We start from the raw sequence: 23,510 nt of genomic DNA, 5'->3' as shown, positions 1-23,510 counted from the left end.
CTTAGACAAAGAGGGCCCTCCGAGAGCTTTTGTAATCTCATAGTGGAAGCCTGTCCGCTCCTCTGTTGCCCAGGCCTCGTAGAACTCAGCTTTTTCGAACAGCCTCCGGTTCTGCGCTGGGGGACGAAGCCAAAGGATCAAACTGATGAAGCCCCGCCTGGGCATCAGCCAAGGCGGGGATTTCATCTGCCAGGCGTCTGATCCCGGAAGAATCCAATGGTTCAGAGGTGACGCTCGAATCAGACTCCAGTGGCACTGAGGTGCGGCAACTGCCGGCGGCAGTTCCTTCTCAGGCCGGTATCGATGCCCGGCCATCAGGGCTTCGGCCCTGGCAGCGAAAGCTCTCAGTCCGGACCGAGGCGTGGGCAGCACGTTACACCTTGACATGGCCCAAGTCACACCCTGGGCTTTTTCGTATTGTCTGACAATCTGGCAAACGGCGGGTGATGCAGGAGCTGACCGGGCCGCCCGCCGGATTTGCTCTAAAAGCACCCCACGAATTGGCCAACAGATCACACCGCAGGGCATAGAGCTTTGCTCAAGGGACATGGATGTCTCTTATGCAGAAGGAGCATCACTTGGAAAACCTCCTCAGCACTATCTACGACTTCATCTGGGACCCGCTCGTATGCGTCACTCTCATCAGCGGGCTGGCTTACACGATTGCGACGCGGGCCGTGCAGGTGCGGCACTTTAAGGGAATGGTCAAGTGCCTCTTCGGGCGGGCCAGTTCGAAGACCGGCACGTCGTCTTTCCAGGCATTTGCGATGGCTCTGGGCGGACGGGTTGGCGTTGGAAATATCGCAGGCGTTGCAACCGCCATCGCTTTCGGCGGTCCTGGTGCGGTGTTTTGGATGATCGCCACCGCCGCACTTACCGCATCCAGTGCATTCATCGAGGCCACGCTCGGCCAGATCTACAAGGTTAAGTCGGACGGCGAGTACCGGGGCGGTATTCCCTGGTACATCGAGAAAGGTCTTCGCCTCAAATGGCTTGCGGTCACTGCCGCTGTCGTGGCGGTCATTTGCTATACCTTCCTGATCCCGGGAGTGCAGTCCTCCACCATCGTGACCTCGCTGGATACAGCCTTCGGTATTCCAACATGGATTTCCGGCCTGATCCTGGTCGTCCTCACTGCTTTAGTTGTCTTTGTTGGAACCCGGCGCATCGCCGCGTTTGCTGAAAAGGCCGTGCCGGCGATGGCCGCCGTCTACGTGCTGCTTGCCCTCGTCGTCCTGGTCGTGAATTTTCATGCCATCCCGGAAGTCATCCGGCTGGTGCTGGCCTCCGCGTTCGGGGCCGACGCTCTTTACGGCGGCATGATCGGCGCGGCCGTGTCCTGGGGCGTCAGGCGCTCCCTGTATTCCAATGTTGCCGGGGTAGGAGAAGGCGGCTTTGCCGGTGCAGCGGCTTCGGTTTCCCACCCGGTCAAGCAAGGGCTGGTCCAGTCATTCTCCGTGTACATCGACACCGTGCTGGTCTGCACAGCAACCGGCGTCATGATCCTGTCCACCGGCGCGTACAACATACTGCCTGAAGGCCGGGCCGCGATTGTCGAGAACCTCCCTGGAGTGAAACCAGGTGCAGAGTTTACCCAGGTCGCCGTGGATACGATCCTCCCTGGGGTAAACTTCGGTGCCGGCATTGTGGCCGTGGCCATCTTCTTTTTCGCCTTTACCTCAATCCTGTCGTATTTCTACTACGGCGTGACGAACATTGTGTACCTGACAGGTACCTCCCGGGGCATCCTCGCACGCATTGTCCAGGTCGGTGTGCTGCTGTCCGTCTACCTCGGCACTGTCCGCAGCACGGAACTTGCCTGGACACTCGGGGACATCGGTTACGGCCTCATCGCTTGGTTCAACATGATCGCCATTGCCTTTCTCTGCCCTATCGCCGTGCGTGCTCTTCGGGACTATGAACGCCAGAAAAAACTTGGTCTTGACCCTGTTTTTAACCCGGCAATGGCTGGCATCAAGGGTGCGTCCTTCTGGGAATCCTCAGACGCTCCTGCACCGCCCCAGCAGGACGGCGCGAAGCCGATTGGAAACCGCTGAATCTGCTGCATGCACAAGCCGCCCGGCAGCTGCGCAGAGAAACCACGCCAACGTCCACGGCGCCAACGACTCCCACTTCAAAGATCCCGAGTTAGTCAAAGCAGCCAAAGAAAGCACGAAGCCAAGCTGCTGGCCGAGGGCGGATTCAAAGGCTCCCAATGGATTTCACTGGAACAGCGGTACGAACGGACTGAAAGCGGTACGAACGGGCTGAAAAGGAACTCTTCGCCAGTCTTGAAGGCGTCGGCCGCGCGATCGAGAACCGTGTCACCGGCAGCGACAGTAGCCAGCTCAAAGACCAGGGTCTGAAAGCCGGAAGCACATCCGCTGCGGACTACGGATCAGCGGAACGCCAAGACGCGTTCGCCGCATCCCTGGCCACTACCGGCGCTAACGAAGCGCTAGTTCGACGGCGGGCAGCCGCGGAACGCAGTGAAGGCACACCCGAGCCGGCACAATCGGTAAAGGTGCTGCCAAGGCCAGAAAGACCTCTGCAGGGGCAGCCGTCGGAGTCGAAAGGTCCAAGAGCGGCCCCAGCAGGCAACCCAGGGACTACAGGCGAGGGGCTGCAGGAACACAGGTCCCCTTGTCTTTGCGGTCTACCTGTCACCGGGATTTGCGGTTTCCGTCGTCGGCCGCCGGTGCGGCGCCTGCCTTCGCGCCACCCGGCAGGACGTCGTTCAGCCGCGATTCCGTTCTCCGGGGCCAGCTTCCCATGGCTGTAGCTGATCCGCTGGCCGTGCAGCCACACCCCCAGGACGCGTTCGGTACCATCCGGGGTCTTCTGATGACGCGGCCAGTCACCACCAGCTTCCCGGAGGTCCTTCACCTGCTGAAAACGCTTCTGCCACCGGGCCTCATCCTCGGCCTTCTGCCTCGAACGCGGGTCCCAGCAGGGAATCAGATCAAGCCCGCCCCGGACAGCGGCGGGAGAGGGTTCCCTTCCTACGGATGAGCGGTTATTAGACTGGTGCTTCCACCTGGGTGCGGTCAGTGTCACTTGCGCTGACGGGTGCGTCATCGGCAGCAGCGTTCTCTTTGGCCGCGGGTGCCCAGATATCGCCGAGGGTGTAGCCGTTGGGGAAGGGATCCTCGGGGTCAAGGACCCAGTTGCTGAATCCGGTGATCCAAGCCTGGCCGCTGATTTTCGGAACCACGCCAGTGCGACCCGCAATTTCCACTTCTTCGACCAGTTCCCCGGTGTAGACGGTGCCCAGGACACCTTCGTGCCGGAACGGCTGGTTGAGGGGAAGCTCGCCCTTGGCGTGCAGGGCGGCCATCTTTGCGCAGGTGCCTGTTCCGCAGGGGCAGCGGTCCACGCCGCCGGTCCAGGTTGCCGGATTGTTGAAGTCCACCGGTCCGCTGGCCACGGTGACGGCGTTCCTGCGGTCAGCGTTCGGGTTGTCCGTCACACCGGAGAGCTGCGAGATGGTGATGCCGATTCCGGGGTAGTCCGGGTGCTCTACCGGCAGCTGGTCCTGCGCGGCGCGGAGGATGAGGGAGGAGATGCGGGTGATGTCTCGGCCGCGGTCCGGGACCAGTTCCAGGGACGGGAACTGTGCTGCGTCGGCGATGACGTAGAACATGCCGCCCCAGGCCACGTCGACTGTCACTTTGCCCAGTTCCGGCACGTCGATCTCAGCGTCCAGGTAGACGGCGAAGGAAGGCACGTTCTGGAACGTTACTTCCTTGACTTTGCCGTTTTCGCACCGTGCCTTGATGTCGATGAGGCCGGCGGGGGCCTCGAGCTTGAACTCCGTGAAGGGTTCCTGCATGGGAATCATGCCGGTTTCCAACAGGACGGTGGCGACGGCGATGGTATTCCCGCCGCTCATTACGGGGTATTCCACCTGTTCCATGATGATGAAGCCGGCAGCCGCCTCAGGGTGCTTGGGCGGAACGATCAGGTTGCAGCACAGCGGGGGATAGCCGCGCGGCTCACGGAGCATTAGCATCCGGATCTGGTCATCGTTGTGCTCGAGCCACTTCATCTGCTCGTAAACGCTATTGCCGGGGATGTGCGGTACTCCGCCCGTGATTACGCGCATTGGTTCCCCGGAGTGGGTCTCCACGGCCTGGATCATCCGCTTAAAGGACATTTTGAAAATCTTCCTGTCTGTGTCGTGGCCATGCGCTGCATCATTGAGGCACAGCCGGTATGTATTTGTAAGTCTTTAGTCAGGAGGCGCCTGCGGCTTCCCGCAGGCGCTGAAGGACATCCGGATCCACCTTGACGTGGTCTGGAAGTTCGGTGAGTTCCAGTGCGGGGAGCCGGACCTGGTGCTCGTCCTTCAACGTTCCGAACTGTTTGGCGAGGCGTTCGATTGAACCGGTGAAGTTGCCCGGATCGATCCCCAGCACGAACACTCCGATATCAGGGGACACAGTGCCGCTGTCGAAGGGGGCGGCGTCTACGGAGAAGGATGCTCCGGACAGGGTAGCCAGTATTTCGATGAGCAGGGCAACGTTGCCGCCGCGGTGGCTGCCGAAGGGCAAAAGGGTTCCCTGGACGGCTTCATTGGGGTCCGTTGTTGGCTTGCCTTCGGTGTTAAGTGCCCAGCCTTCCGGAATCGGGTCCCCAGCCTCGGCTGCGCGCCGAATGTTGACGAAGGCCGTGGAAGACGAGGCCTGGTCGATGACCAGGGGCAAATTGCCCGGGCGGGGAATTCCATAGGCCAGGGGGTTTGTCCCCAAAACGCGCTTAGGGGATCCGCCAATGGACATCAGGGCCGGGCTGTTTGCGGAAGCCACAGCGACGAAGCCCTGTTGCGCCAGTCGGCGTGGATAGTAGCCGAGCTCTCCGCACGTGTAGGACCGGCGGATCCAGAGCGCCGCCACACCGGCTTGGCTGATGGCGTCCGTGAAGTCCTGGAACGCAGCTTCGTAGGCTGCCTGCGCGAGGCCGTTGCCGGCGTCGACATCGATGACAGCAGGCGCCGGGCGGCGGACACTTGGCTGGGCATCGGCTGCGATGCGGCCCTTCCGGTAGCCGTCGAGGTAGTCGAAAAGGTGTGCCACGCCTACCGCGCGGTTGCCCACCTGCTCCGCCTCGACGGTTGCTTCTGCGAGGACCCTCGCGTTCTCCTGGCCCGCACCTGCTGTCAGCAGCGCCCGGTCGCACAGGGAAAGCAGTTCTTCGCGTTCTATGGTGCTCATTGGTCTTACGTTCCTCTCATGGGAGCTCCCGGTCCAGGGTGGGCCCCGATCCGGGCGCTCCCGGCCACCTTCACAGGTGCATAAAAGCCGGCGCGGTGAAAGATGTGGTCACCCTCACAAGAAATGTAATCTGTGATCACATTCGAGGTCAAGAAGTTTCCTCAGGATAAGTCCTTATTGTTGCCGCGGACAGGATCCAAATGATTCCGATCGCCGCCACCGCCACCGCGCCTCCTAGTCCAGTGGCCGACGCGGCGAGGCCAGCGCCGGCCGCGGAGGCGCTGGTCCTGAGACCGGCTCCCACGGTGAAAATCTGGGATCGGAGGTGAGGTGGGCTGAGGCGGCTGCGCAGCGTGAGCATGGCCGCGGCGCTGGCTGCCGTGCAAACGCCGGAAGTGCCGATGGCAAGGACCGTCCAGGTTATGCCGAGGTTGAGTGCGGCAGCCACAGTGAACAGGCCGGTGACAAAGAACCCGACCATCATGACCCTGTGCGGCGGCCGCCGGCTTGGCCGGATGGTTTCGAGCAATGCGCCCAGCAGGCTGCCGATGGCAAATGCCGTCACAATTACCGCCCCTTCGCCTGGCGTGCCGGTCCTTTCGATCGAAAGGGCGACAGCGGCAATCGCCAGGCCGCCCTGGCCAAGTTGCGTGAGGGTGGATGAAGCAGTAACCACCGCCAGCGGGCGGTGGCGGAAGATCCGGTGCAGTCCGGCCTTGATCGCATGCCAAGGCGACACTTCGGTTGCCCGGTGCGGCTTGAGGCCAATCCCGCCGACGATGAGCGCTCCCACTACTGCCGCGATCGATAAGGCTCCCACTGCCGCCGCCGCCGGAAGGAAGGTTGCCATCACTGCGACGAAAGCCGGCCCCGCAACCGCGGAAAAGTTGTAGGAGAGGGAATCATAGGCAAAGGCCCTGCGCACGTCCGGAATGGAACCGGATACAAAACTGGAGAGGCCGCCCATGTAAAACGGGGACGCTGCTCCGGCAAGTGCCAGGGATATGACGATCAGCGGCAACGGAGCCTGCCCCAAAAATGCTGTGACCGCGAGGGCTGCCGCGGTCAGCAGGCCTGCTGCGGCAACCAGAATCCCGGGGCGCCGCGCCCTGTCCAGCGCAGCACCCGCTGCCGGGGCTGCCAGTACGCTCGGTCCCAATGAGGCGGCCACCAGGGCTCCACCAATGCCCACGTTGTCCAGTTGCTGCACGGCAAGAATAGGAAGGGCAACCGCCGAACCGGCTGACGCCGTCCTGGGAAGAATCGAGGCGGCGAGATATCCGACTGCGCTCATGCCGTCGCAGAGACCGCCTTTCGGTGAGGTAGGACGCACTCGAAAAAGGGCGCGATCTGGGGGCAGACGCCGGATCTCGGTGGTGGGATGCTAGGGATTAATTTACATGAGCGTTACACCCCCACATTGACCTAGATGTGATCACAGATTACATTTGATGGTGATCGGAGCCACATGAGTGAAGCGACAAGCTGAAGGCCCGCGAAACTTCGCAAGCCCGGACCCTTCCGGGCGAACCTCCCTCAAGGATGAACGAGGGGCCCATGACACCATCCCAGAGCACAAGGAGCCACCGGTGCCTTCCCTGAAAAATGCAAGACCTGCAACAGACGACGCCCCAACCGCGGCCTTCAAACGCCGTTTCCTGACCAAGCTGACCGCCGTCCTGGTGGGGGGCATGTTCCTGGATGGCTACATCCTCGGAATCATCGGCACCGTGATCGGCGCCATCACCATCGAGCTGAGCTTCACTCCGTTGTGGGAGGGCTTGATTGTGGCGTCATCGCTGCTGGGCATCCTGGTTGGATCGCCGGTTGGCGGGTGGCTAGGCGACAAATTCGGGCGCAAGCCGCTGTTCATGATCGACATGGGGATTTTCGTCCTCGCTTCGGTCCTCCAGTTCTTCGTCCACGAACCGTGGCAACTGTTCCTGGTCCGCTTGCTGATGGGCGTTGCGATCGGTGTCGAGTACTCCGTGGGTTGGCCGCTGATGTCTGAATTTTCTCCGGCACGGCTCCGCGGGCGGTTGATGGGACTGACCCTGGTCGCCTTCTACGTCGGCTTCATGTTTGCTTTCATCGTTGGGTATCTGCTCACCACAACCACTTCGATGGACTGGCGGATTATCCTCGGCTCCAGCACCATTCCGGCTGTCATCCTTTTCTTCGCCCGCTTTGGCCTGCCGGAATCTCCACGCTGGCTGTGGAGCAAGGGCCGCCGTGACGAAGCCCGGGCCGTGGCACACAAGTACTTGGAGAACGCGGGCGACCTGAACGACGTGGAGCATGAGCACGACCGGCCCCAGGGCAGGTTCAGCATGCTGTTCTCCCGCCAGTACTGGCGTGCCACCCTGTTCTGCTCCATGTTCTGGCTCTGCGCAGTGACCCCCTACTTCGCCATCGCTACCTTTGCAGAAAGTGTCCTGGAAGGCTATGGACTTAGCCAGGGGCTCGCCGGCGGCGTGGGCCTCTCGGCTGTGGCAACCGCCGGGGTTGTCCTTACTGTGGTCCTGATCGACCGGCTGGGCCGGCGTGCCCTGACCGTCCCGCCGCAGTGGCTGTGTTTCGTGCTTCTGCTGGTCATCGGCTTGTGGGCCGGCGCACCGGCGTGGGTGGTACTGGCCTGCTTCCTTGCTTTCTCCTTCTTCAATGCCGGGTACAACACGCTGACCGGCGTCTACCCGGGCGAAGTCTTTCCCACCGAAATCCGCGGCATCGGAACCGGTTTTGCCACCGCCGTCAGCCGCGTGGGAGCCGGTGCCGGCACATTCTTGTTGCCTTGGTCGATGGAGGCTTACGGCGCGCAGGTCACCATGCTGATGGCCGCCGGGCTCACCCTCGTTGGCGCCGCCCTCTCGCAGTGGCTGGCGCCAGAGACCAAGGGCAAGAGCCTGACGGAAACGGCGGCCGGATACTCGCACTGACGGCTTCAGCAATCGCAAGGAACGGGCGCCGCAGCTGCGGCGCCCGTTCCTTTGGCTTAAACCGGTTGTTCAGCGGGCTGCGGCGTTCATTGGGCCTCGAGCCGCTTCTCCAGTCGCTTGCGTGCACTTGCCAGGGACTGCTTGGTAAGTTTGGCAGCCGCTTTCGCGTCTCGGGAACGTGCCGCCGCCAGTATGGCTGGCTGGGGTGTCCAGAGACTGGCATCCTGGTGCTCAATGGCTTCGGTGGCACCGATGACCTTGTAGGGGCGGCACTGCAGCCACAGGTTTTCTATGACGTCCAGGAGGACCGGATTCCCGCTGGCAGAGTAAAGGGTCCGGAGTAGATCCTCGTCGTCATCCAGCGCATCCCACACCCTGCCGTCCGCTACGGCTTTCTGCATCCTGGTGCAGGCAGCATCCATCCGGGCGACGTCAGCGTCCGTGACATTGACAGCTCCCCGGCCTGCTGCTTCGATCTCCAGGATGGCGCGGACCTCATAGATGTGGATCAGCTCGCCCACGGTAAACTCACGGACCACCGCGCCCCGGTGGGCGGCGACGCGTGTAGCCAGGCCCGTCTCTTCGAGCCGGCGTATGGCCTCCCGCACCGGCATGACACTTGTGCCAACCATCGCTGCGACATCCCGTACCCGCAGCGGGGACCCGCCGGCCAGTTTGCCCGTCAGGATCGCGGTGCGGAGTGCCTCATAAACCTGGTCGGCGACGAGGGTGGGGGTGATGGAGAAAGCCGGAGCGGATGCCGGGGCCGTCTCCGGCATGGCCTTTAGCGTTTCCGGTTGTTGAGCAGCTTCACCTTTTTTTCCTGGCATGGAAACGATCCTATGGGTCGCGCCCTCGGATTGCCCGCCAGGCCAGGATCTCGGGTACAGGCAATTCCCGGACGCGAAAAAGGAGTTGTCCCCGTTTCATTGACGATCCGGGGGCAACTCCTACTTGCTGCGCAACTATTGGCTAGGCCGGTACTGCCACCTGCCCAAGCTCTGCAGCGGCCCGGCAGGTGTGTTCAATGAACCCATCCCGGGCATCTTCTGGTGCCCGTTCGAGGGGGACCATGGTGGTGACGACGCCGGCCAAGTTCCCGTCTCCGGTGAAGACGGGGGCGCTGACGCCCCAGATTCCCGGTGCCAGGGCGCCGGAGCTGGTGGCGTAGCCGCGCTCCCTGATGGCTTCGAGGTCGGCGCGGATGGCGGCTTCTTCTTCCCAGATAAGAAAATGGCTGGCGAGGATCGCCTCGGCCTCCTCTTGCGGAAGGTGGGCGAGAATGGCACGTGCGCTGGCGCCGTGAAGGAGTGGGCGCGACCTTCCGGCAGCGTAGCTGCAGCTGAGGATGTGTTCGCTCTCAACCGATTCCACGCAGAGGGCTTCATCACCGCTCTGCACCAGGAATGCGGCCAGCTCCCCGGTTTCCCTGGAAAGTTGTTCCAGCCGCTGGGCCACTGCACCTTGGGCAAGAGCTTCCTTGCGGTAGTTGTCGGCCAGGCGGATCACCTCCGGTCCGGCTGAGTAGCGTCCCATGATCTGGCTTTCGACAAGGAACCCGGACTGCAGCAGGGTCTGCAGATGCCGGTGGACCGTTGACGCCGGCAGCCGGAGAAGGCCGCAGATTTGGGAGCTGCTGAGGCTACGGTGGCGGGCGAACAGGAGCAGGATGGACATCGCGGTCCCTCGTTCGTCCCGCTTCTTTTGTGGCCTTGCTGCCGTTGCAGGCCCGGATGCCGTCCGGGACATATTTCGTTTCTTCATCGGAAAACTTCCACTGTGTCAGGCCGAGGAGGGCAACAGCCGCCGTCTGGAGGTCCAGGCGGCGGCTGTTGGGTGCCGTTCGGGTACGTTGCGAGGAGTCCGACGGCGGTTGGAAGGCCAAGTGCGCGGATGCGCACCCGGCCGCTCTGGAGGCCTGGCGTTGCCGGGCCTTGTTAATGGGTAGGTTTTACTGGGCGAGGTACGGCTGGCGCCATTCGCTGGAGGGCGAGAAGTTCTCGTGGATGAACCGGCCGCTGAGCCAGCGCTGCAGGGCCAGGCGGGAACCGGTCTTGTCGTTGGTGCCGGAGGCCCGGCCGCCGCCGAATGAGACCTGGCCCATGAGGGCGCCGGTGGGCTTGTCGTTGATGTATGTCATCCCCGAGGAGTTGCGCAGCTTATCCAATGCGTGCGAGACCGCGCGTCGGTCGTTGGCGAAGATCGACTGGGTGAGCGCGTAGTAGCTGGTCTTGTCCACCAGATCCAGCACGGAATCCCAATCGGCGTCCTCGTATACGTAGACCGTCAGGATGGGACCGAAGAATTCCTCGCTCATAGTGAAGGCGTGGGGATCGGTCGTCTCGAAGATCGTGGGCTCGACGAACCAGCCCTCTTCACCGTGGACGTTACCGCCAGCCAGGAGGGTATGGCTCGGGAGGGCCTTGGCCTTCCCGATCGCCTCGTCGAGCTTGCGGAACGAGGTTTCGTCGATAACGGCGCTGGTGAAGGTCTCGTGCTCGGCAGGATCGCCCAAGCGGAGCGACTTGGTGGTTTCGACCAGTTCGTCCTTGATCTGTGTCCAGATGCTGCGGGGGATGTAAGCGCGTGAGGAAGCGGAGCACTTCTGGCCCGAGTACTCGAAGGAACTGCGGATCAGGGCCGCCCGGAGGGCATCCGGGTCTGCTGACGGGTGTGCCACCACCGCGTTCTTGCCGCCGGTTTCACCGACCAGGCGGGGGAAGGAGCGGTAGTTTTCGATGTTATCCCCGGCCTTCTTCCAGAGGCTGCGGAAGACCTCGGTGGAGCCGGTGAAGTTCAGGCCAGCAAAGTCCGGGTGGCTCATAGCCTGGTCGGAAATGGCGCGGCCCGAGCCGTGCACCAGGTTGATAACGCCTGGTGGAAGCCCGGCTTCCTCGAACATCCGCATCAGAACGTCGTTGCTCAGTGCCGACTTTTCGGAGCACTTCCACACCACTGTGTTGCCCATCAGGGCCGGGGTGGTGGGCAGGTTGCTGCCGATGGCGGTGAAGTTGAAGGGTGTGATGGCCAGGACGAAGCCTTCGAGGCCGCGCTGGTCCAGCGAGTTGCCTTCACCCTGCAGGGAGGCGGGCTGGTCGGCGAAGATCTGCTGGGCCAGGTGGGCGTTGTAGCGGAAGAAATCGGCTACCTCGCTGGCGGCGTCGATCTCGGCCTGGTGGAAGGTCTTGGACTGGCCAAGGATGGTGGTGGCTACCAGTTCGTCACGGTACTTTCCAGCGGCGAGCTCTCCGGCGCGCAGGAAGATGGCGGCCCGTTCCCACCAAGGTGTCCGGGACCAGTCGTGCTGGGCGGCCAGGGCGGCCTCGATCGCCGACTGCACCACTGCTTCATCGGCGGTGGGGATGCGGGCCAGCACCTGGGCGTGGCGGTGCGGGGCGGTGACGTCGCGCAGTTCGCCGGTCATTGACCGTACGCCGTTGATGACGTGCGGAAGGTCGCGCACCGTGGCGGTGACTTCGGCGATCTTTTTCTTGACGGAGGCTGCTTCCGGGGAGCCGGGGCGGAACTCGCGGGACGGTTCGTTGAAGGGCGTGGGGACCCTGAAGTTGCCAGTGACGCTGACGGTCTGGGGTGACATTGTCCTGTTGTCTCCTGTTGCTTGTTGCCGGGGCCCGAGGCCCGCGGGGTTGGTTATTGGGTTTCCAGCCGAAGTTCCAGCCTGCGCAGGGCGCTGGCCAGTGAGTCTGCGGTGATGGTGGTTGCGGCGGCGGTGTCGCCGTCTGTAAGGGCCTGGACCAGTGCGGGCTGCGGGGTCCAGAGAGTGTTGTCGTTCTTCGCCACTGCCTCCGTTGCGCCAATGACCTTATAGGGCCGGCACTGGAGCCATAGCTGTTCGATGGTGCTGATCAGGACCGGGTTCCCTGAGGCCCGGTAGAGGGTTCCAATTACTTCCTCGTCCAAATCAAGGGCGTCGACAATTCGTCCGTCCGCGACCGCCTCCTGCATTCTGCTACAGGCGGTCGCCATGTTCTGGAGGTCCCGTGCGGTGACTTTGGGGGCTCCCTGGGTGGCGGCCTGAACCTCAAGAATCGTCCTGACGTCGTAGATGTGGATCAGTTCCGTAACCGTGAAGGTCCGGACCATTGCACCCTTGTGGGGGATGCGGGTTGCCAGGCCGGCTTCTTCCAGCCGGCGGATTGCCTCCCGGACCGGCATGACGCTCGTGCCCACCATGGCGGCCAGTCCCCGGACCCGCAGCGGTGACCCCGATTGCAGCGAGCCGGTCAGGATCGCTTTTTCCAGAACCTCGTAGACCTGGTCGGCCACGAGAGTTGGCGTCACGGGATTGGCGACCTGTTGGCTCATGCTGTCTGCCTTTCGGGAACTGCAATGGGTTAGTGATATTTGATCACATTACAGGCTAGCCCGGAAGCTGACTCATCCGCCAACGAGGGAGCGGAGGAAGAGCAGGAGGTTTGCCGGCTTCTCCGCCATGCGCCGCATGAGGTAGGGATACCACTGCGTTCCGTAGGGGAGGTAAACACGGACGCGGTAACCGTCGCGCACCAGTTCATCCTGCAGTTTCCTGCGGACGCCGTAGAGCATCTGGAACTCAAAATCCCGTTTTCCCAGTCCAAGCTGCGCCGCCGTTTCCTTGATGACATCAATGCAGGTGTCATCGTGGGTTCCAAACGCCGGGTCCGGAAGGTGCTGCAGCGCCCAGCGCGACAGGTACTTGTACTGTTCAGTCACCTCACTGGCATCGCAGAGGGCCGCCGAGGAGGATTCGTCGAAGGCGCCCTTGACCAGCCGGATGCGGGGCTTGATGTCCGTAAAGGACAACAGGTCTTCGGGGGTCTGCCGCATGTTCGCCTGGATAGCGACGCGGGTCTTGGGGTGGTCCGGCAGAATGCTCTTGAAGATGGCCAGGGTCTCCCTGCCCACGGAGCTGTGTTCCATGTCCACCTCCACCGTTGCCCCGTGCTTATCGGCGGCATCGAGAAGGGTTTTCAGGTTGTTGGCGCACTCCTGGGGGTCGATCATGATCCCGAGCTGGGAGAGCTTGACCGACACGGTGGAGCCGGGAGCATGCTCCTGAATCTTTTCGATCGCCCCCTGGTACTCCTGGGTGGCGGCCTTCGACTGGGCCAGCTGGTGGACGGATTCGCCCAGCAGGTCAAGGCTCACATCGATACCGGCCCCGTTGAGAGCCTTTGTGGCGGTCCAGGCCTCATCGAGCCCGCGGCCTGCTACATACCGGTCCACGATGGGGCGGGTCAGCCGGTTGCGCGTGGCAATGGCTTCAAGCTTCTTGTTCTCTGCGACATGCAGGAGCAGTCTGTTCGGCATTGTGTACTTCCTAAAAGTCGCCGCGGACTAACCGCGGTTCCCGGCCGTCCCCTGGATTAGGTCCGGCGATCTTTTTTGCCCAACCCCCTTGCGAGTGTTGTGTAGACCACACTATGTTGTGATCACAAATCACACAAGATGCGAGCGAGAATTTTCTCTCCCATTCGAAAGGACTGCCCCATGAATACAATGCCCGCGACTGTCGCCCCGTCCGACGAGGGTGACGTGTGTGCCGACGGCTGCTTCTACTGCACCGGGCCTGAGACGGACTAGCCATTCGGCCACTCCGCACGGTTGGAATGAATATACGGCCGTGTTACACAAACCCATTGACCTGATATGTGATCACAGATTACAGTTTGCATGTGACGTCAACCACATACGCTCCGGCTCCTCCAAGGGCCGATGCAATGTTCTGAGGGGACATCCCTCAGCTTGTACAGACGCCGGGCTTCCGCCCGGCCCTTGCAGATCATCCAACCTTGCGCGGACCCATTTCAGGGTTATATGAGTCCGCTACCTGAAGGAAAACGAAAATGGGCCTAAGTTTTGGCACGAAAGCTCCCGCGACCGCCCTTTCGGGTGAGGTCGCAGTATCTGGGCTTGGTAAGAGTTACGGCGCGAGCCGTGTGTTGTCGGACGTGAATCTGGCGATGAACGAAGGCGAGGTCGTCTCGATCATCGGGCCGTCGGGGGCGGGCAAGAGCACGTTCCTGCGATGCCTCAACTACCTCGAGACCCCCACAGAGGGCACCATCGAAATCGGCGGGGCCCGCGTTGTAGCTGGCGGCAAGCTGCCGGACAAGGCGAGCCTTGACCACCTGCGGCGCGTCACCGGGATGGTTTTCCAGAGCTTCAACCTGTTCCCGCACCTGACCGTGATGGAGAACATCACGTTGCCGCAGCGCAAAGTATTGGGTGCGAGCAAGGAGCAGGCGCAGGAGGTCGCGGAAAAGTTGTTGAAGCGGGTCGGGCTGCCTGACAAGGCCAAGGCCTATCCCGCCCGCCTCTCTGGAGGGCAGCAGCAGCGCATCGCCATCGCCCGTGCGCTGGCTCTTTCACCGAAAGTCATGCTCTTCGACGAACCAACGTCTGCCTTGGATCCCGAGATTGGCCTGGAGGTCCTCGCGGTCATGCGCGATCTCGCCGACGAGGGCATGACCATGCTCGTGGTCACCCACGAAATGCACTTCGCACGGGATGTCTCGGACCGCATCATGGTGATGGGCAACGGCGGAGTCCTGGAAATCGGCCCGAGCGAACAGGTCATGTCGGACCCCCAGAACGAACGCACCCGCCAGTTCCTCAAAGCAGTCCTGGACAGGTGAGCATCCGATGATTGCAGAACTCCTGCCCGCTATAGCCCGCGGCGTCGGCCTCACGCTCTACGTCACTGGCGCCTCTCTCCTCTTCGGAGGCATCATCGGCCTGGTGCTCGTCGGGGCTGCCCGCTCGCCCTTCGCGATCGTCCGGACCGCCGCCACCTTGTACATCAACGTGATTCGGGTCATCCCGCCCATCACGTGGCTGTTCCTGATCTATTTCGGCTTGCCCCAGTTCGCGCTGCGGCTGACCACGATCCAGGCTGCGATCATCGGGTTCTCCATCATCGCCTCGGCATTCATGGCCGAAATCTACCGCTCCGGGCTCCTCAGCATCCCCGAGGGCCAGCGCGAAGCCGCCCACGCACTCGGTCTGAGCACGGTCACCACCGTCGGGCACATCATCACCCCGCAGGCCTTCCGCGTTGCACTTCCTGCTATCGCCACGTACGGCATCGGCCTGCTGAAGGACTCCGCCCTGGCCTCCACCATCGGCGTTCGTGAGATCACCTATTACGCCCAGCAGGCTGCGAAGCAAACGCACGAGGGCCTGCTCTCGTTCGTGGTTGCTGGTGCCCTGTACATCGTGATCAGCCTCATCGTCGCCGTCGTCGCCAGACGGGTAGACCTGACGCTGCGCAAAAAGATCGGAGTGGCGTGATGGATATGTTCACCCAATGGCTCGGATGGATGCCAAACCTGGTCCCGGGCCTGATGATCAGCCTCCAGCTCACAGGACTGGCACTGTTCTTCGGCTTTCCGCTCGGCCTGCTGTTCGCCGTGATGGCAGCCTCGAAACTCGTCCCCCTGCAATGGATCTCGTTCTTCTTCGTTGAGATCGGCCGCGGCCTGCCGGCACTGGTGCTGCTCTACCTGCTGTATTTCAGCCTCCCCGACGCCGGGATCACCCTGACATCGATGACCACAGCGATCATCGCCCTGTCCTGGAACACCGGAGCCTACGCCTCCGAATACTTCCGCGCCGGGATCGCCGCCGTACCACTGGGCCAGAAAGAAGCAGCCCTGACCTCCGGGCTTCGCGGCTGGGCAGGGTTCCGGCTCATCATCCTGCCCCAAGCCCTTCGGATCTCCACCCCGCCCCTGGCAGGCCTCGCCGTCCTCGTCTTCCAGGGCAGCGCACTCGCATTCGTGATCGCCGTACCCGAACTGATGTCCAAAGCCTTCGAAATCGGATCCATCACCTTCGAATACCTCAGTGTTTACACCCTCACCGCAGTCATCTACGGAACCCTCACCCTCATTTTCCTCGGCGCCGTCCGTGTGCTTGAACAGCGCCTCGGCCGCCACCTGCAACGCAACTGAACCTACGCTCCACCCCACCCACCGGGGCAGCCCGTCCCACTAACTCTGGGGCGGTCAGCCCTACCACCACAGCAAAGGAACAACCATGACCAGGAATTCCCGCATCCTGATGCGCACGCTTTCAGCCGGCACCGCCGCCGGGCTGCTCGCCATCTCCCTCACCGCCTGCGGCGGCAGCGACACCGCCGGCACCGCTGCCGACTGTACCCCGGCACATGAGGGCCTCCAGACCGTCACCGAAGGTGAGCTCACAGTGGCCAGCTACGACTACTACCCCGCCACGAAAGTGGAGGGCGATAATCTTACCGGCCTGGAGGGCGACCTGATCAATGAGATCGCCAAGATGGAATGCCTCAAGCTCACGGTCAGCACCTCCGGCGGCGCCGGGGCGGTCATCCCGAACGTGCAGTCCAAGCGCGTCGACATCGGATCGGGCAGCTGGCTGCGCACCAAGGAACGGGCAAAGATCGTCTACATGAGCACGCCGCTGTGGAACGATCCCCAGGCAATCATCTCCACTAAGGGCATCAAGAGCGACGACCTGGAAGGCAAAGTGGTCGGTTCGGTGGCCGGCAACCTTTACAACAACAGCCTGCAGCAGTGGCTGGGCGACAACTTCAAGATCTACCAGGACGACGAGTCCATCTACGGTGACCTTAAGGCAGGCCGCATCGACGCCATTGTTGCCTCAGCCGCGTCCGCCAAGGGCCGGTTCGAGGACGCCCCCATTGAAGGCGCCCAAGTAATTGACGTGACTCCGAACCCGAACGTTCCCGAGTTCGCCGCGGTCGGCCAGGTCATGCTGCCGTCCAGCCTCGACAATGAGGCCCTTGGCAAGGCCTTGGATGAGGACATCGAGAAGCTCCGGGAAGACGGGACCATCAAGAAGATCCTCGAAAAGTACGGGCTGGATCCCGCCGTCGGCGAGCCGGGCGCACCGAGCGCGCTTTGACCCGCGGCCGGACAGAATAAAACAAAATGAAGGGGCGGCTGGAGTTTTTGATCCAGCCGCCCCTTCATGTTTTCCTGCCTGTTAGCCGGTTTTCCCGGTCCGCAGCACTCGGTAGCCGTGGTCCTTGTCGTAGCCGTGAATCTCCCGGGTATCCAGCGCGGCCATGAAGTCCAGAACGTTGGCCGAGATAAGCTGCCCGGGAACGAGGACCGGAAATCCGGGCGGGTATGGCGTAACGAATGCTGCCGAGACCACCTCCTGTCCTGATTTAATCCGTTGCCGTACGCCGTGGTCCGTGAGGTATTCGCAGGCGTCAGGCCTGTAGGTCTCGAAGTAGGCCGTCCTGATACAGCCGTCCGGCAGGACGTCGTCGGTCCGGAATCGGGTGGCGAAGCTGCTGAAGTCCGGCAACGGTGGTGCGCCCTTGGTGAGCCGGGAGACCATCAGGCTGTGTGCCATTTTGGCCCGCGGGCTCCGGGTCTCCGCCGCAGATTCGAAGGCCTCGGCCAGCTTGACCAGCACCTCGATCAGGTACGCGACGGAACTTCTCGAGGTGCCGATATTCGTCATGAACAGGACGCTGTTTCGAGAGGTTTTATTGACCTGGATCCCGTGGCCATCCATCAGGTAGTGGTGCCTGAAGGTGTCGCCATCTACTCCGGTGGCGCCGATGTACATTGTCAGCCGGCTGGGGTCCACAACGAACTCGTCGTTGTGCCAAGCCTCGTCCATTGCCGCCAGCCCGTCCATAAGCGGCATCGGCGACATGGTGGAACGAAACTCCTGTGGAATCAGGTCTGAGGTGTTGAGGATGCGGAAGTATTTCCGTAGCAGGGGATGCTGGTCGATCGCACTGGCCACGCTGGTAGCCAGATCCGCCTGCTTCTGTACCAGTTCGCACCCTTCCAGCTCGGCCTGCCGCCGCCCGACATCCAGCGACGCAAGGATTTGGTAGTTGGGGGAGGTGGAGGTGTGCGTCATGTACGCTTCCCGGAACGCCTCCTCGCTGAGCCCTGCAAAGTCCTGGTCGTAGACGTGAATCATCGAACCTTGGCGCAGCGAGGTAAGGGTCTTGTGGGTGGACTGTGTGGCGTAGACCCGAAGCCGGGCCTTTTGAGGGTCAGGGACCAACCGGGTGCTGAGCCAGACGGCATCATCCTTCGGCTTACCGGATTCGGCTTCGAAGAGCTCCACGGCCTGCGCCGCGAACTTCTCCTGGGCCGCCGAACTGCGGAAGCGCTCTTCCAGCGCCTGGGTAGCCGCCATGGCCGTGCGGCGCCGGTAGATCGGGTGGAATCCGGCAAAGGCAAACCAGGCCTCATCCCACAGGAAGATAAGGTCGGGCTTTATGGCCAGGCATTCTTCCATCACGCGCTCAACGTCGTAGACGATTCCGTCGAAGGTGCAGTTGGTCAACGCCAACATCTTGACCTCATGAAGGCGCCCGGCCGCGCGGTAGTCCAGCAGCATCTTCTTGATGGATGACAGCGGGACGCCCCCGTACAGGGAGAACTCATTCATCGGGTACGCCTCAAGGTAGGCCACTTTGGCACCCGCCAACAGCAGCGCATAGTGATGGGACTTGTGGCAGTTCCGGTCAACCAGGACCACATCGCCGGGAGCCAGCATGGCCTGATGGACGATCTTGTTGGCGGTGGACGTGCCGTTGGTGACGAAGAACGTTTGCCGTGCACCAAACGCCCGAGCCGCCAGGCGCTGGGCCTCCCGGATGGAGCCGTGCGGATCCAGGAGCGAGTCCAGCCCCCCGGAGGTGGCAGAGGTTTCAGCGAGCAGCAGATTCAGTCCGTAAAACTCCTCCATGTCCTTGATCCACTTGGAGTTGGAGACGGAACCGCCCCGGGACACCGGTAACGCGTGAAACACCCCGCCCGGCCGGCGGCTGTGGTTCTGGATCGCTGTGAAGAAGGGGGACTCATAGCGTTCACCGACGCCGCGGAGGATGGACAGGTGAAGTTCCAGGCTGTCTGCCCGGAGAAAAATTCTGCTGAAACGACTGGTGAGGGAGCCGCCCAGCTTTTCGATTGACACCCCTGCCACCAAGTACAAGTCCAGGCTCGGGCGCAACTCGGCTGCCTTCTCGGCAAGCCGAAGAATCCGCTGAATAGGCCTGGCAGGGTCGAGCACCCGCCCATTTTGGAGGTCCCGTGTGGCGCTGGCAGCAAGGAAATCACGGATATCCTGCTCCAGGGGACGGCGCGAGCGGGTTTTGAAACCCGGCCGGATGACACAAGCCTGGATGTCCGTGTTGAGCAAGAGGGCGGCCACGGCGTCCTCGTAGCTGGGGACGATGTTGATCTCGTAGACGAAAGGATCCTGAGGGCGGCGCTGCCGCAACATTTCGTGGACGAATGCTGCTCCGTCAGCCGCCGTGCAGTCGTCCACCAGCAGGACTTCGAACCGGGGTCTGCCGTTCGATCCGGCTTCCCCTTCGGAAAGCGCTGCTCCCGCCGCCGGTGCGGGCAGGCGACGGCGGTGCTTGATCCGTTCCACTGCCTCGCCCAGGCCTGCGACGTCACCAGCAATTGCGAAGGCCCTAAGTTCGTCGACGGCGGCGAGCCCGGGATGGGCCCAGTGCCCCTCCACAAGTGCCAAGCGGTCAAGGACCTCGATGATGTCCCCGGTAAGCCGCAGGTTCGTCTCTGCAGAAAGGTCACCGCCAATTTTCTCCGCAGTATGGGTGAGGTACTCCCAGAGGTCCTCGCGCGTTCGCCACACATTGGAGGTGGCAGCGTCACTGGCGCCATCCACGGCGTAAAGGTCTGATGCGGCCGGATTCACGTGTTTGTCCTTTTCTTCGAAGAACTCCTGTGCCGATGTCGTCTTTGACAGCGGTGTCTCCGTCGACAATGCGGCGCCCGGAGTCCGTGATTTTTCTGTCTGGCAGGGAAGTTGTTGGGTAGCCTTGCGGCCACAGGAAAGCACCCGCGCCGTCAAACCGGCGCGGGTGCAGGCTATATGTCGTTAGGCCATGAGCCCGTGGAGGGCGTCCGCCAAGGTTTGGGCCCCGGTTTCGGCATCTTCGTCTTCTACGTGTTCTTCGGGGGAGTGGGATACGCCGCTGGGGTTGCGGACGAAGACCATCGCGGTGGGCACGTAGGGTGCCAGGACGCCGGCGTCGTGCCCTGCCCCAGTGTCCAGGACGGGGGCGTCCGGCAGGACGAGCTGGAGTTTCTTTTGCAGCGCGGGGTCGAAGTGGACGGTGGGGCTCAGCGATTCTTCGCGGAGCTCGACGCGGCAACCTTCCTCGGCGGCGATGACCTGGGCTTGGAGGTGGATGCTTTCCACGAGGGCTGCGGTGACGGCGTCGTTGGGATGGCGGACGTCCAGCCAGAAGTCCACGCGGGAGGCGATGACGTTGGTTCCGCCGGGGACGGGCTGCAGCCTGCCGACTGTGGCCCGGGCGTGGGGCTGTTTCCGGGCGATGTCGCGGACGGCTACGACCATGCGGGAGGCTGAGACCATAGGGTCGTGCCGGTCGGCCATGAGGGTGGTGCCGGCGTGGTTGCCCTGGCCGTGGACGCTTAGGCGCCAGCGTCCGTGCCCCAGGATGGACGAGGCGATGGCTACGGGCTGGTCCAGGTCGATCAGTCCGCGGCCCTGTTCGACGTGCAGTTCCACGAAGGCGCCGATCTGGCCCAAGAGTTGTTCGTCTTTGCCGACGTGGCGGGGGTCAAGTCCGTTGGCGCGTGCAACGTCGGCGAAGGTTGAGCCGTCGGGGTCCCGCAGGTTCCGGGCTTTGTCCGGGTCGATGGCGCCGGTCATGAGCCGGGAGCCGAGGCAGGCAACGCCGAAGCGGGAGCCTTCCTCTTCGGGGAACACCACGACGGCGAGCGGGCGCGGCGGGGTTGCGATCCGGGCTTTGAGGATGTCCACGGCGACCAGGGCGGAGGCGACGCCGAGCGGACCGTCGAAGGGCCCGCCGCCGGGGACGGAGTCAAGGTGGCTGCCGGTGACCAGGCTGTTGCTGCGGTCCCCGCCAGGCACGTCCCACCAGGCCCAGATGGCGCCGTTGCGGTCCGTTTCCACGGACAGGCCCCGCTTCCGGGCCTGCTCGATGAACCAGCTGCGCAGGTCCAGTTCGGCGGTGGAGTACACCGGGCGGGTGTACCCGCCGCGGAGCGAGTCAGCCCCCACCTTTGCGATTTCAGACATCAGCCCCGTAACCGTGGCAGCGGGGGCCAGACGGGTGGTGTTAGTACTGGTCATCAGTGGGCCGCCGCTGCGCCGTGGGCCTGGGCCGCGAGCCGGAACTGGTCCGGGACGGGTCCTGCCCCTGTGGCGAGGTCTGCCGCAAGTTGCCCGATCAGCGGGGCGAATTTGGCGCCGTGGCCGGAGCAGGGGGAGAGGATGGTGATGCCCTCGGCCCGGTCCAGGATGAAGTCCTCGGTGGGTGTGTTGGTGAACAGGCAGGTGGTTTCGGCGTAGGGTTCGGGCACCAGGCCGGGGAGGTATTGTGCGACGTAGTCGATGACCCGCTGGCGGTTGTCCGGGCTGATCCGGCCGTCCTGTTCGGCGGCGGAGGGCAGGATTTTTCCGCCGTTGTATTCGGCGACCTTTTGTCCGCGGAAGCCGGCGTCGCGGCCGCCGGGAAGGCCGTAAGCTTGCCAGCCCTCGCGCTTGTGGATGAAGGTGGGCCACGTTGAGCGGTCTGTGCCGTCGGCGTAGGGAAAGTGGTAGGCCTGTTCCTGGCGCACTTGGATGGGCGGCATGCCGGCAAGGAAGGATGACGGCAGCGCGAGCGATCCGAGCAGCTGGGGCAGCCAGCCGCCGGCGGCGACGATGACGTTCGCGGCGCGCAGGGTCCGTCCGTCCTCCGAGGTCAGGACATAGGCGCCGGCTGAGCCGGTGATGGAGGCAACAGCCCAGCTGGTGTGCAGTGCCGCGCCCTTAACCACTGCCTGGTCGACCATGGCGGCGACGGATTCGTGGGCGTCGATCACGCCGGCGTCCGGGTGCCACAGCACGGGCGTGTCGAAGGCGATCTGCGGCCAGCGGCGGCTCGCTTCCGCGGGGGTGAGGAGTTCGTGCTCGATACCGCGGGCGGCCAACACAGCAGCAAGGCGCTCCGGCTGCCGGATCGCACCGTAGTCCACGGCCCCCGTAGGGGTGATGAGCTGCTTGCCGCTGAGGCGCGCCAGCTCGTCCCAGCCAGCCTTGGCCTCCTGGACCAGGCCGGTGTAAAACTCCTCGGGGTAGGCATAGCGGAAGATCCGGGCCGAGCCGTGGGAACTTCCGGCGTCGTTGGCGGGAGTGGTGCGTTCCAGCAGGGCAACCCCGTGGCCGCGCGCGGCGAGGTGCCAGGCGGTCGCGGCTCCGGACAGCCCTGCCCCAACGACGGCGTACTCGATCGAATCCATGATCGCTCCTTGTGCTTTCTGGTGGTGAGGGACTTTGTTGTATCCAGTTACGCACGCACAAATGCCCTAGGTCCAATATCATTTGACTAGCAATTATTGGCGTCAATCGAAAGAATTCCCATGGAGCTCCGGCAGCTGCGGTATTTCCTCGTCGTCGCGGACGAGCTGCACTTCGGCAGGGCGGCCGAAGTCCTGCACATCACCCAGCCGCCCCTGACCGTCGCCATCAAGGGCCTGGAACGTGAGCTTGGCGTCCAGTTGTTCGAGCGCACCACCCGCCGCGTCACCCTGACGCCAGCCGGCCAGGCGTTCCGGGATCGCGTCTCCGCCGCGGTCACCGATCTGGACAGCGCCGCCGGTGATGTTGCCGACGTCGCGGCGGGCAAGAGTGGCAGGATCAAGGTGGGCTTCGTCAGCTCCGCGAGCTACACCACGGTCCCGGAGGCGATCCGCGCCTTCCGCCAGCACCGGCCGCGGGTGGACCTGGTGCTGAACCCGCTCACCAGCGGCGAACAGATTGAACAACTGCTCGACGGCGAGCTCGACGTGGGTCTGGTCCGGGACCCGGGGGACGTGCCCGGCCTTCACCTCGAACTGCTCAGCACCGAGGACCTGGTGGTAGTCCTTCCGGAAACGCACCCCCTTGCCGGGCAGGAGGAGGTCCGGCCGGAGGACCTTGAGGGCGAGCCCATGATCCTTTTCCCGTACCGCCTGATGCCAGGCTTCGTGTCCCGGGTGCTGCGGGTATTCGAGCCGCTCGCGGTGCCTCCCGCCGTCGTGCAGCAGGCCATCCACCAGGAAACGGTCCTTGGCCTGGTGGCCGCGGGGCTGGGCATGTCCGTGCTGCCTGCATCCGTGGAGCGGTTCCAGATGCCCGGTGTGACCACGCGACCGCTGGCCGGCCGGCCCCAGACGGAACTCCACGTGGCACGGCCCCTATCTCTGTCGCCGGCAGCTGGTGAATTTGTGCGCTGTCTCAGGGGAGAAATATCTCTCGAACCTATTGTGTGATCACACATCTCAGTCGTAGCCTGAGCGGACTTCCTTCCGCGGTACCAGTGTGCCGCGCGCCGCAA

General features: G+C 63.2%; 19 protein-coding genes. 7 read left to right on the top strand and 12 right to left on the bottom strand.

Annotated features, from left to right (window positions below; translation table 11 throughout):
- Positions 1-551 precede the first annotated feature (551 nt).
- On the top strand, positions 552-2,057 hold the full coding sequence (locus AC5RU7_RS18890) for an alanine/glycine:cation symporter family protein (RefSeq protein WP_494053532.1): 1,506 nt from the start codon (positions 552-554) through the stop codon (positions 2,055-2,057).
- A gap of 334 nt (positions 2,058-2,391) precedes the next feature.
- Here AC5RU7_RS18890 and AC5RU7_RS18885 read toward each other — a convergent pair whose 3' ends face one another.
- From AC5RU7_RS18885 to AC5RU7_RS18870, 4 genes are all read right to left on the bottom strand, one after another.
- On the bottom strand, positions 2,392-3,078 hold the full coding sequence (locus tag AC5RU7_RS18885; RefSeq protein ID WP_494053531.1) for a helicase associated domain-containing protein: 687 nt from the start codon (positions 3,076-3,078) through the stop codon (positions 2,392-2,394).
- Positions 3,020-4,156, bottom strand: coding sequence for a proline racemase family protein (locus AC5RU7_RS18880; RefSeq protein WP_494053530.1), 1,137 nt, complete (start codon positions 4,154-4,156; stop codon positions 3,020-3,022). The genes AC5RU7_RS18885 and AC5RU7_RS18880 overlap by 59 nt, the downstream gene beginning before the upstream one ends.
- A 79-nt stretch (positions 4,157-4,235) precedes the next feature.
- Positions 4,236-5,213 (bottom strand): Ldh family oxidoreductase, encoded by a 978-nt coding sequence (locus AC5RU7_RS18875; RefSeq protein ID WP_494053529.1) that lies wholly within the window; start codon positions 5,211-5,213, stop codon positions 4,236-4,238.
- A gap of 148 nt (positions 5,214-5,361) precedes the next feature.
- Positions 5,362-6,507, bottom strand: coding sequence for an MFS transporter (locus AC5RU7_RS18870; protein ID WP_494053528.1), 1,146 nt, complete (start codon positions 6,505-6,507; stop codon positions 5,362-5,364).
- 295 nt (positions 6,508-6,802) lie between these two features.
- Here AC5RU7_RS18870 and AC5RU7_RS18865 point away from each other — a divergent pair, with 295 nt between their 5' ends.
- Positions 6,803-8,149: an MFS transporter gene (locus tag AC5RU7_RS18865; RefSeq protein ID WP_494053527.1), complete on the top strand. Its 1,347-nt coding sequence runs from the start codon at positions 6,803-6,805 to the stop codon at positions 8,147-8,149.
- 86 nt (positions 8,150-8,235) lie between these two features.
- Here AC5RU7_RS18865 and AC5RU7_RS18860 read toward each other — a convergent pair whose 3' ends face one another.
- The 5 genes from AC5RU7_RS18860 to AC5RU7_RS18840 form a co-directional block, all read right to left on the bottom strand.
- Positions 8,236-8,979: a GntR family transcriptional regulator gene (locus tag AC5RU7_RS18860; protein WP_494053526.1), complete on the bottom strand. Its 744-nt coding sequence runs from the start codon at positions 8,977-8,979 to the stop codon at positions 8,236-8,238.
- Between the two features lie 142 nt (positions 8,980-9,121).
- Positions 9,122-9,826 carry an IclR family transcriptional regulator gene (locus AC5RU7_RS18855; RefSeq protein WP_494053525.1) on the bottom strand — a complete coding sequence of 235 codons (705 nt, stop codon included), beginning with the start codon at positions 9,824-9,826 and terminating at the stop codon, positions 9,122-9,124.
- A gap of 274 nt (positions 9,827-10,100) precedes the next feature.
- A complete protein-coding gene (pruA, locus tag AC5RU7_RS18850; protein WP_494053524.1) occupies positions 10,101-11,747 on the bottom strand; it encodes an L-glutamate gamma-semialdehyde dehydrogenase in 1,647 nt (548 codons plus the stop codon).
- A 53-nt stretch (positions 11,748-11,800) separates the two neighbouring features.
- Positions 11,801-12,475: a GntR family transcriptional regulator gene (locus tag AC5RU7_RS18845; protein WP_494053523.1), complete on the bottom strand. Its 675-nt coding sequence runs from the start codon at positions 12,473-12,475 to the stop codon at positions 11,801-11,803.
- Between the two features lie 72 nt (positions 12,476-12,547).
- Entirely contained in the window at positions 12,548-13,459 is a 912-nt protein-coding gene (locus AC5RU7_RS18840; RefSeq protein ID WP_494053522.1) for a proline dehydrogenase family protein, read from the bottom strand.
- A gap of 536 nt (positions 13,460-13,995) precedes the next feature.
- On the opposite strand from AC5RU7_RS18840, the gene AC5RU7_RS18835 reads away from it, so the two are divergent.
- The 4 genes from AC5RU7_RS18835 to AC5RU7_RS18820 all read left to right on the top strand — a co-directional run bounded on the left by AC5RU7_RS18835 (position 13,996) and on the right by AC5RU7_RS18820 (position 17,056).
- Entirely contained in the window at positions 13,996-14,787 is a 792-nt protein-coding gene (locus AC5RU7_RS18835; RefSeq protein WP_494053521.1) for an amino acid ABC transporter ATP-binding protein, read from the top strand.
- Between the two features lie 7 nt (positions 14,788-14,794).
- Positions 14,795-15,442: an amino acid ABC transporter permease gene (locus tag AC5RU7_RS18830; protein WP_494053520.1), complete on the top strand. Its 648-nt coding sequence runs from the start codon at positions 14,795-14,797 to the stop codon at positions 15,440-15,442.
- Between the two features lie 29 nt (positions 15,443-15,471).
- A complete protein-coding gene (locus AC5RU7_RS18825; RefSeq protein ID WP_494053519.1) occupies positions 15,472-16,104 on the top strand; it encodes an amino acid ABC transporter permease in 633 nt (210 codons plus the stop codon).
- 85 nt (positions 16,105-16,189) lie between these two features.
- Complete coding sequence (locus AC5RU7_RS18820; protein WP_494053518.1) at positions 16,190-17,056, top strand: substrate-binding periplasmic protein; 867 nt, start codon at positions 16,190-16,192, stop codon at positions 17,054-17,056.
- A gap of 81 nt (positions 17,057-17,137) precedes the next feature.
- Here the strand turns inward: AC5RU7_RS18820 and AC5RU7_RS18815 are convergent, their stop codons facing one another.
- The 3 genes from AC5RU7_RS18815 to AC5RU7_RS18805 form a co-directional block, all read right to left on the bottom strand.
- Complete coding sequence (locus AC5RU7_RS18815) at positions 17,138-19,855, bottom strand: aminotransferase class I/II-fold pyridoxal phosphate-dependent enzyme (protein ID WP_494053517.1); 2,718 nt, start codon at positions 19,853-19,855, stop codon at positions 17,138-17,140.
- Positions 19,856-20,038: 183 nt separating this feature from the next.
- The gene (locus AC5RU7_RS18810) at positions 20,039-21,283 is read right to left on the bottom strand and encodes an allantoate amidohydrolase (protein WP_494053516.1); all 1,245 of its coding nucleotides are present in this window, start codon (positions 21,281-21,283) and stop codon (positions 20,039-20,041) included.
- The gene (locus AC5RU7_RS18805; RefSeq protein ID WP_494053515.1) at positions 21,283-22,434 is read right to left on the bottom strand and encodes an FAD-dependent oxidoreductase; all 1,152 of its coding nucleotides are present in this window, start codon (positions 22,432-22,434) and stop codon (positions 21,283-21,285) included. Before AC5RU7_RS18805 ends, AC5RU7_RS18810 begins: the two co-directional genes overlap by 1 nt.
- 120 nt (positions 22,435-22,554) lie before the next feature.
- Between AC5RU7_RS18805 and AC5RU7_RS18800 the strand changes: the two genes are divergently transcribed.
- Entirely contained in the window at positions 22,555-23,445 is an 891-nt protein-coding gene (locus AC5RU7_RS18800) for a LysR family transcriptional regulator (RefSeq protein WP_494053514.1), read from the top strand.
- Positions 23,446-23,510 lie beyond the last annotated feature (65 nt).

The organism is Arthrobacter sp. K410C, from assembly GCF_059090105.1.
The sequence above is the reverse complement of the archived record's forward strand: the minus strand, read 5'-3'. Positions and strand labels throughout refer to the sequence as shown.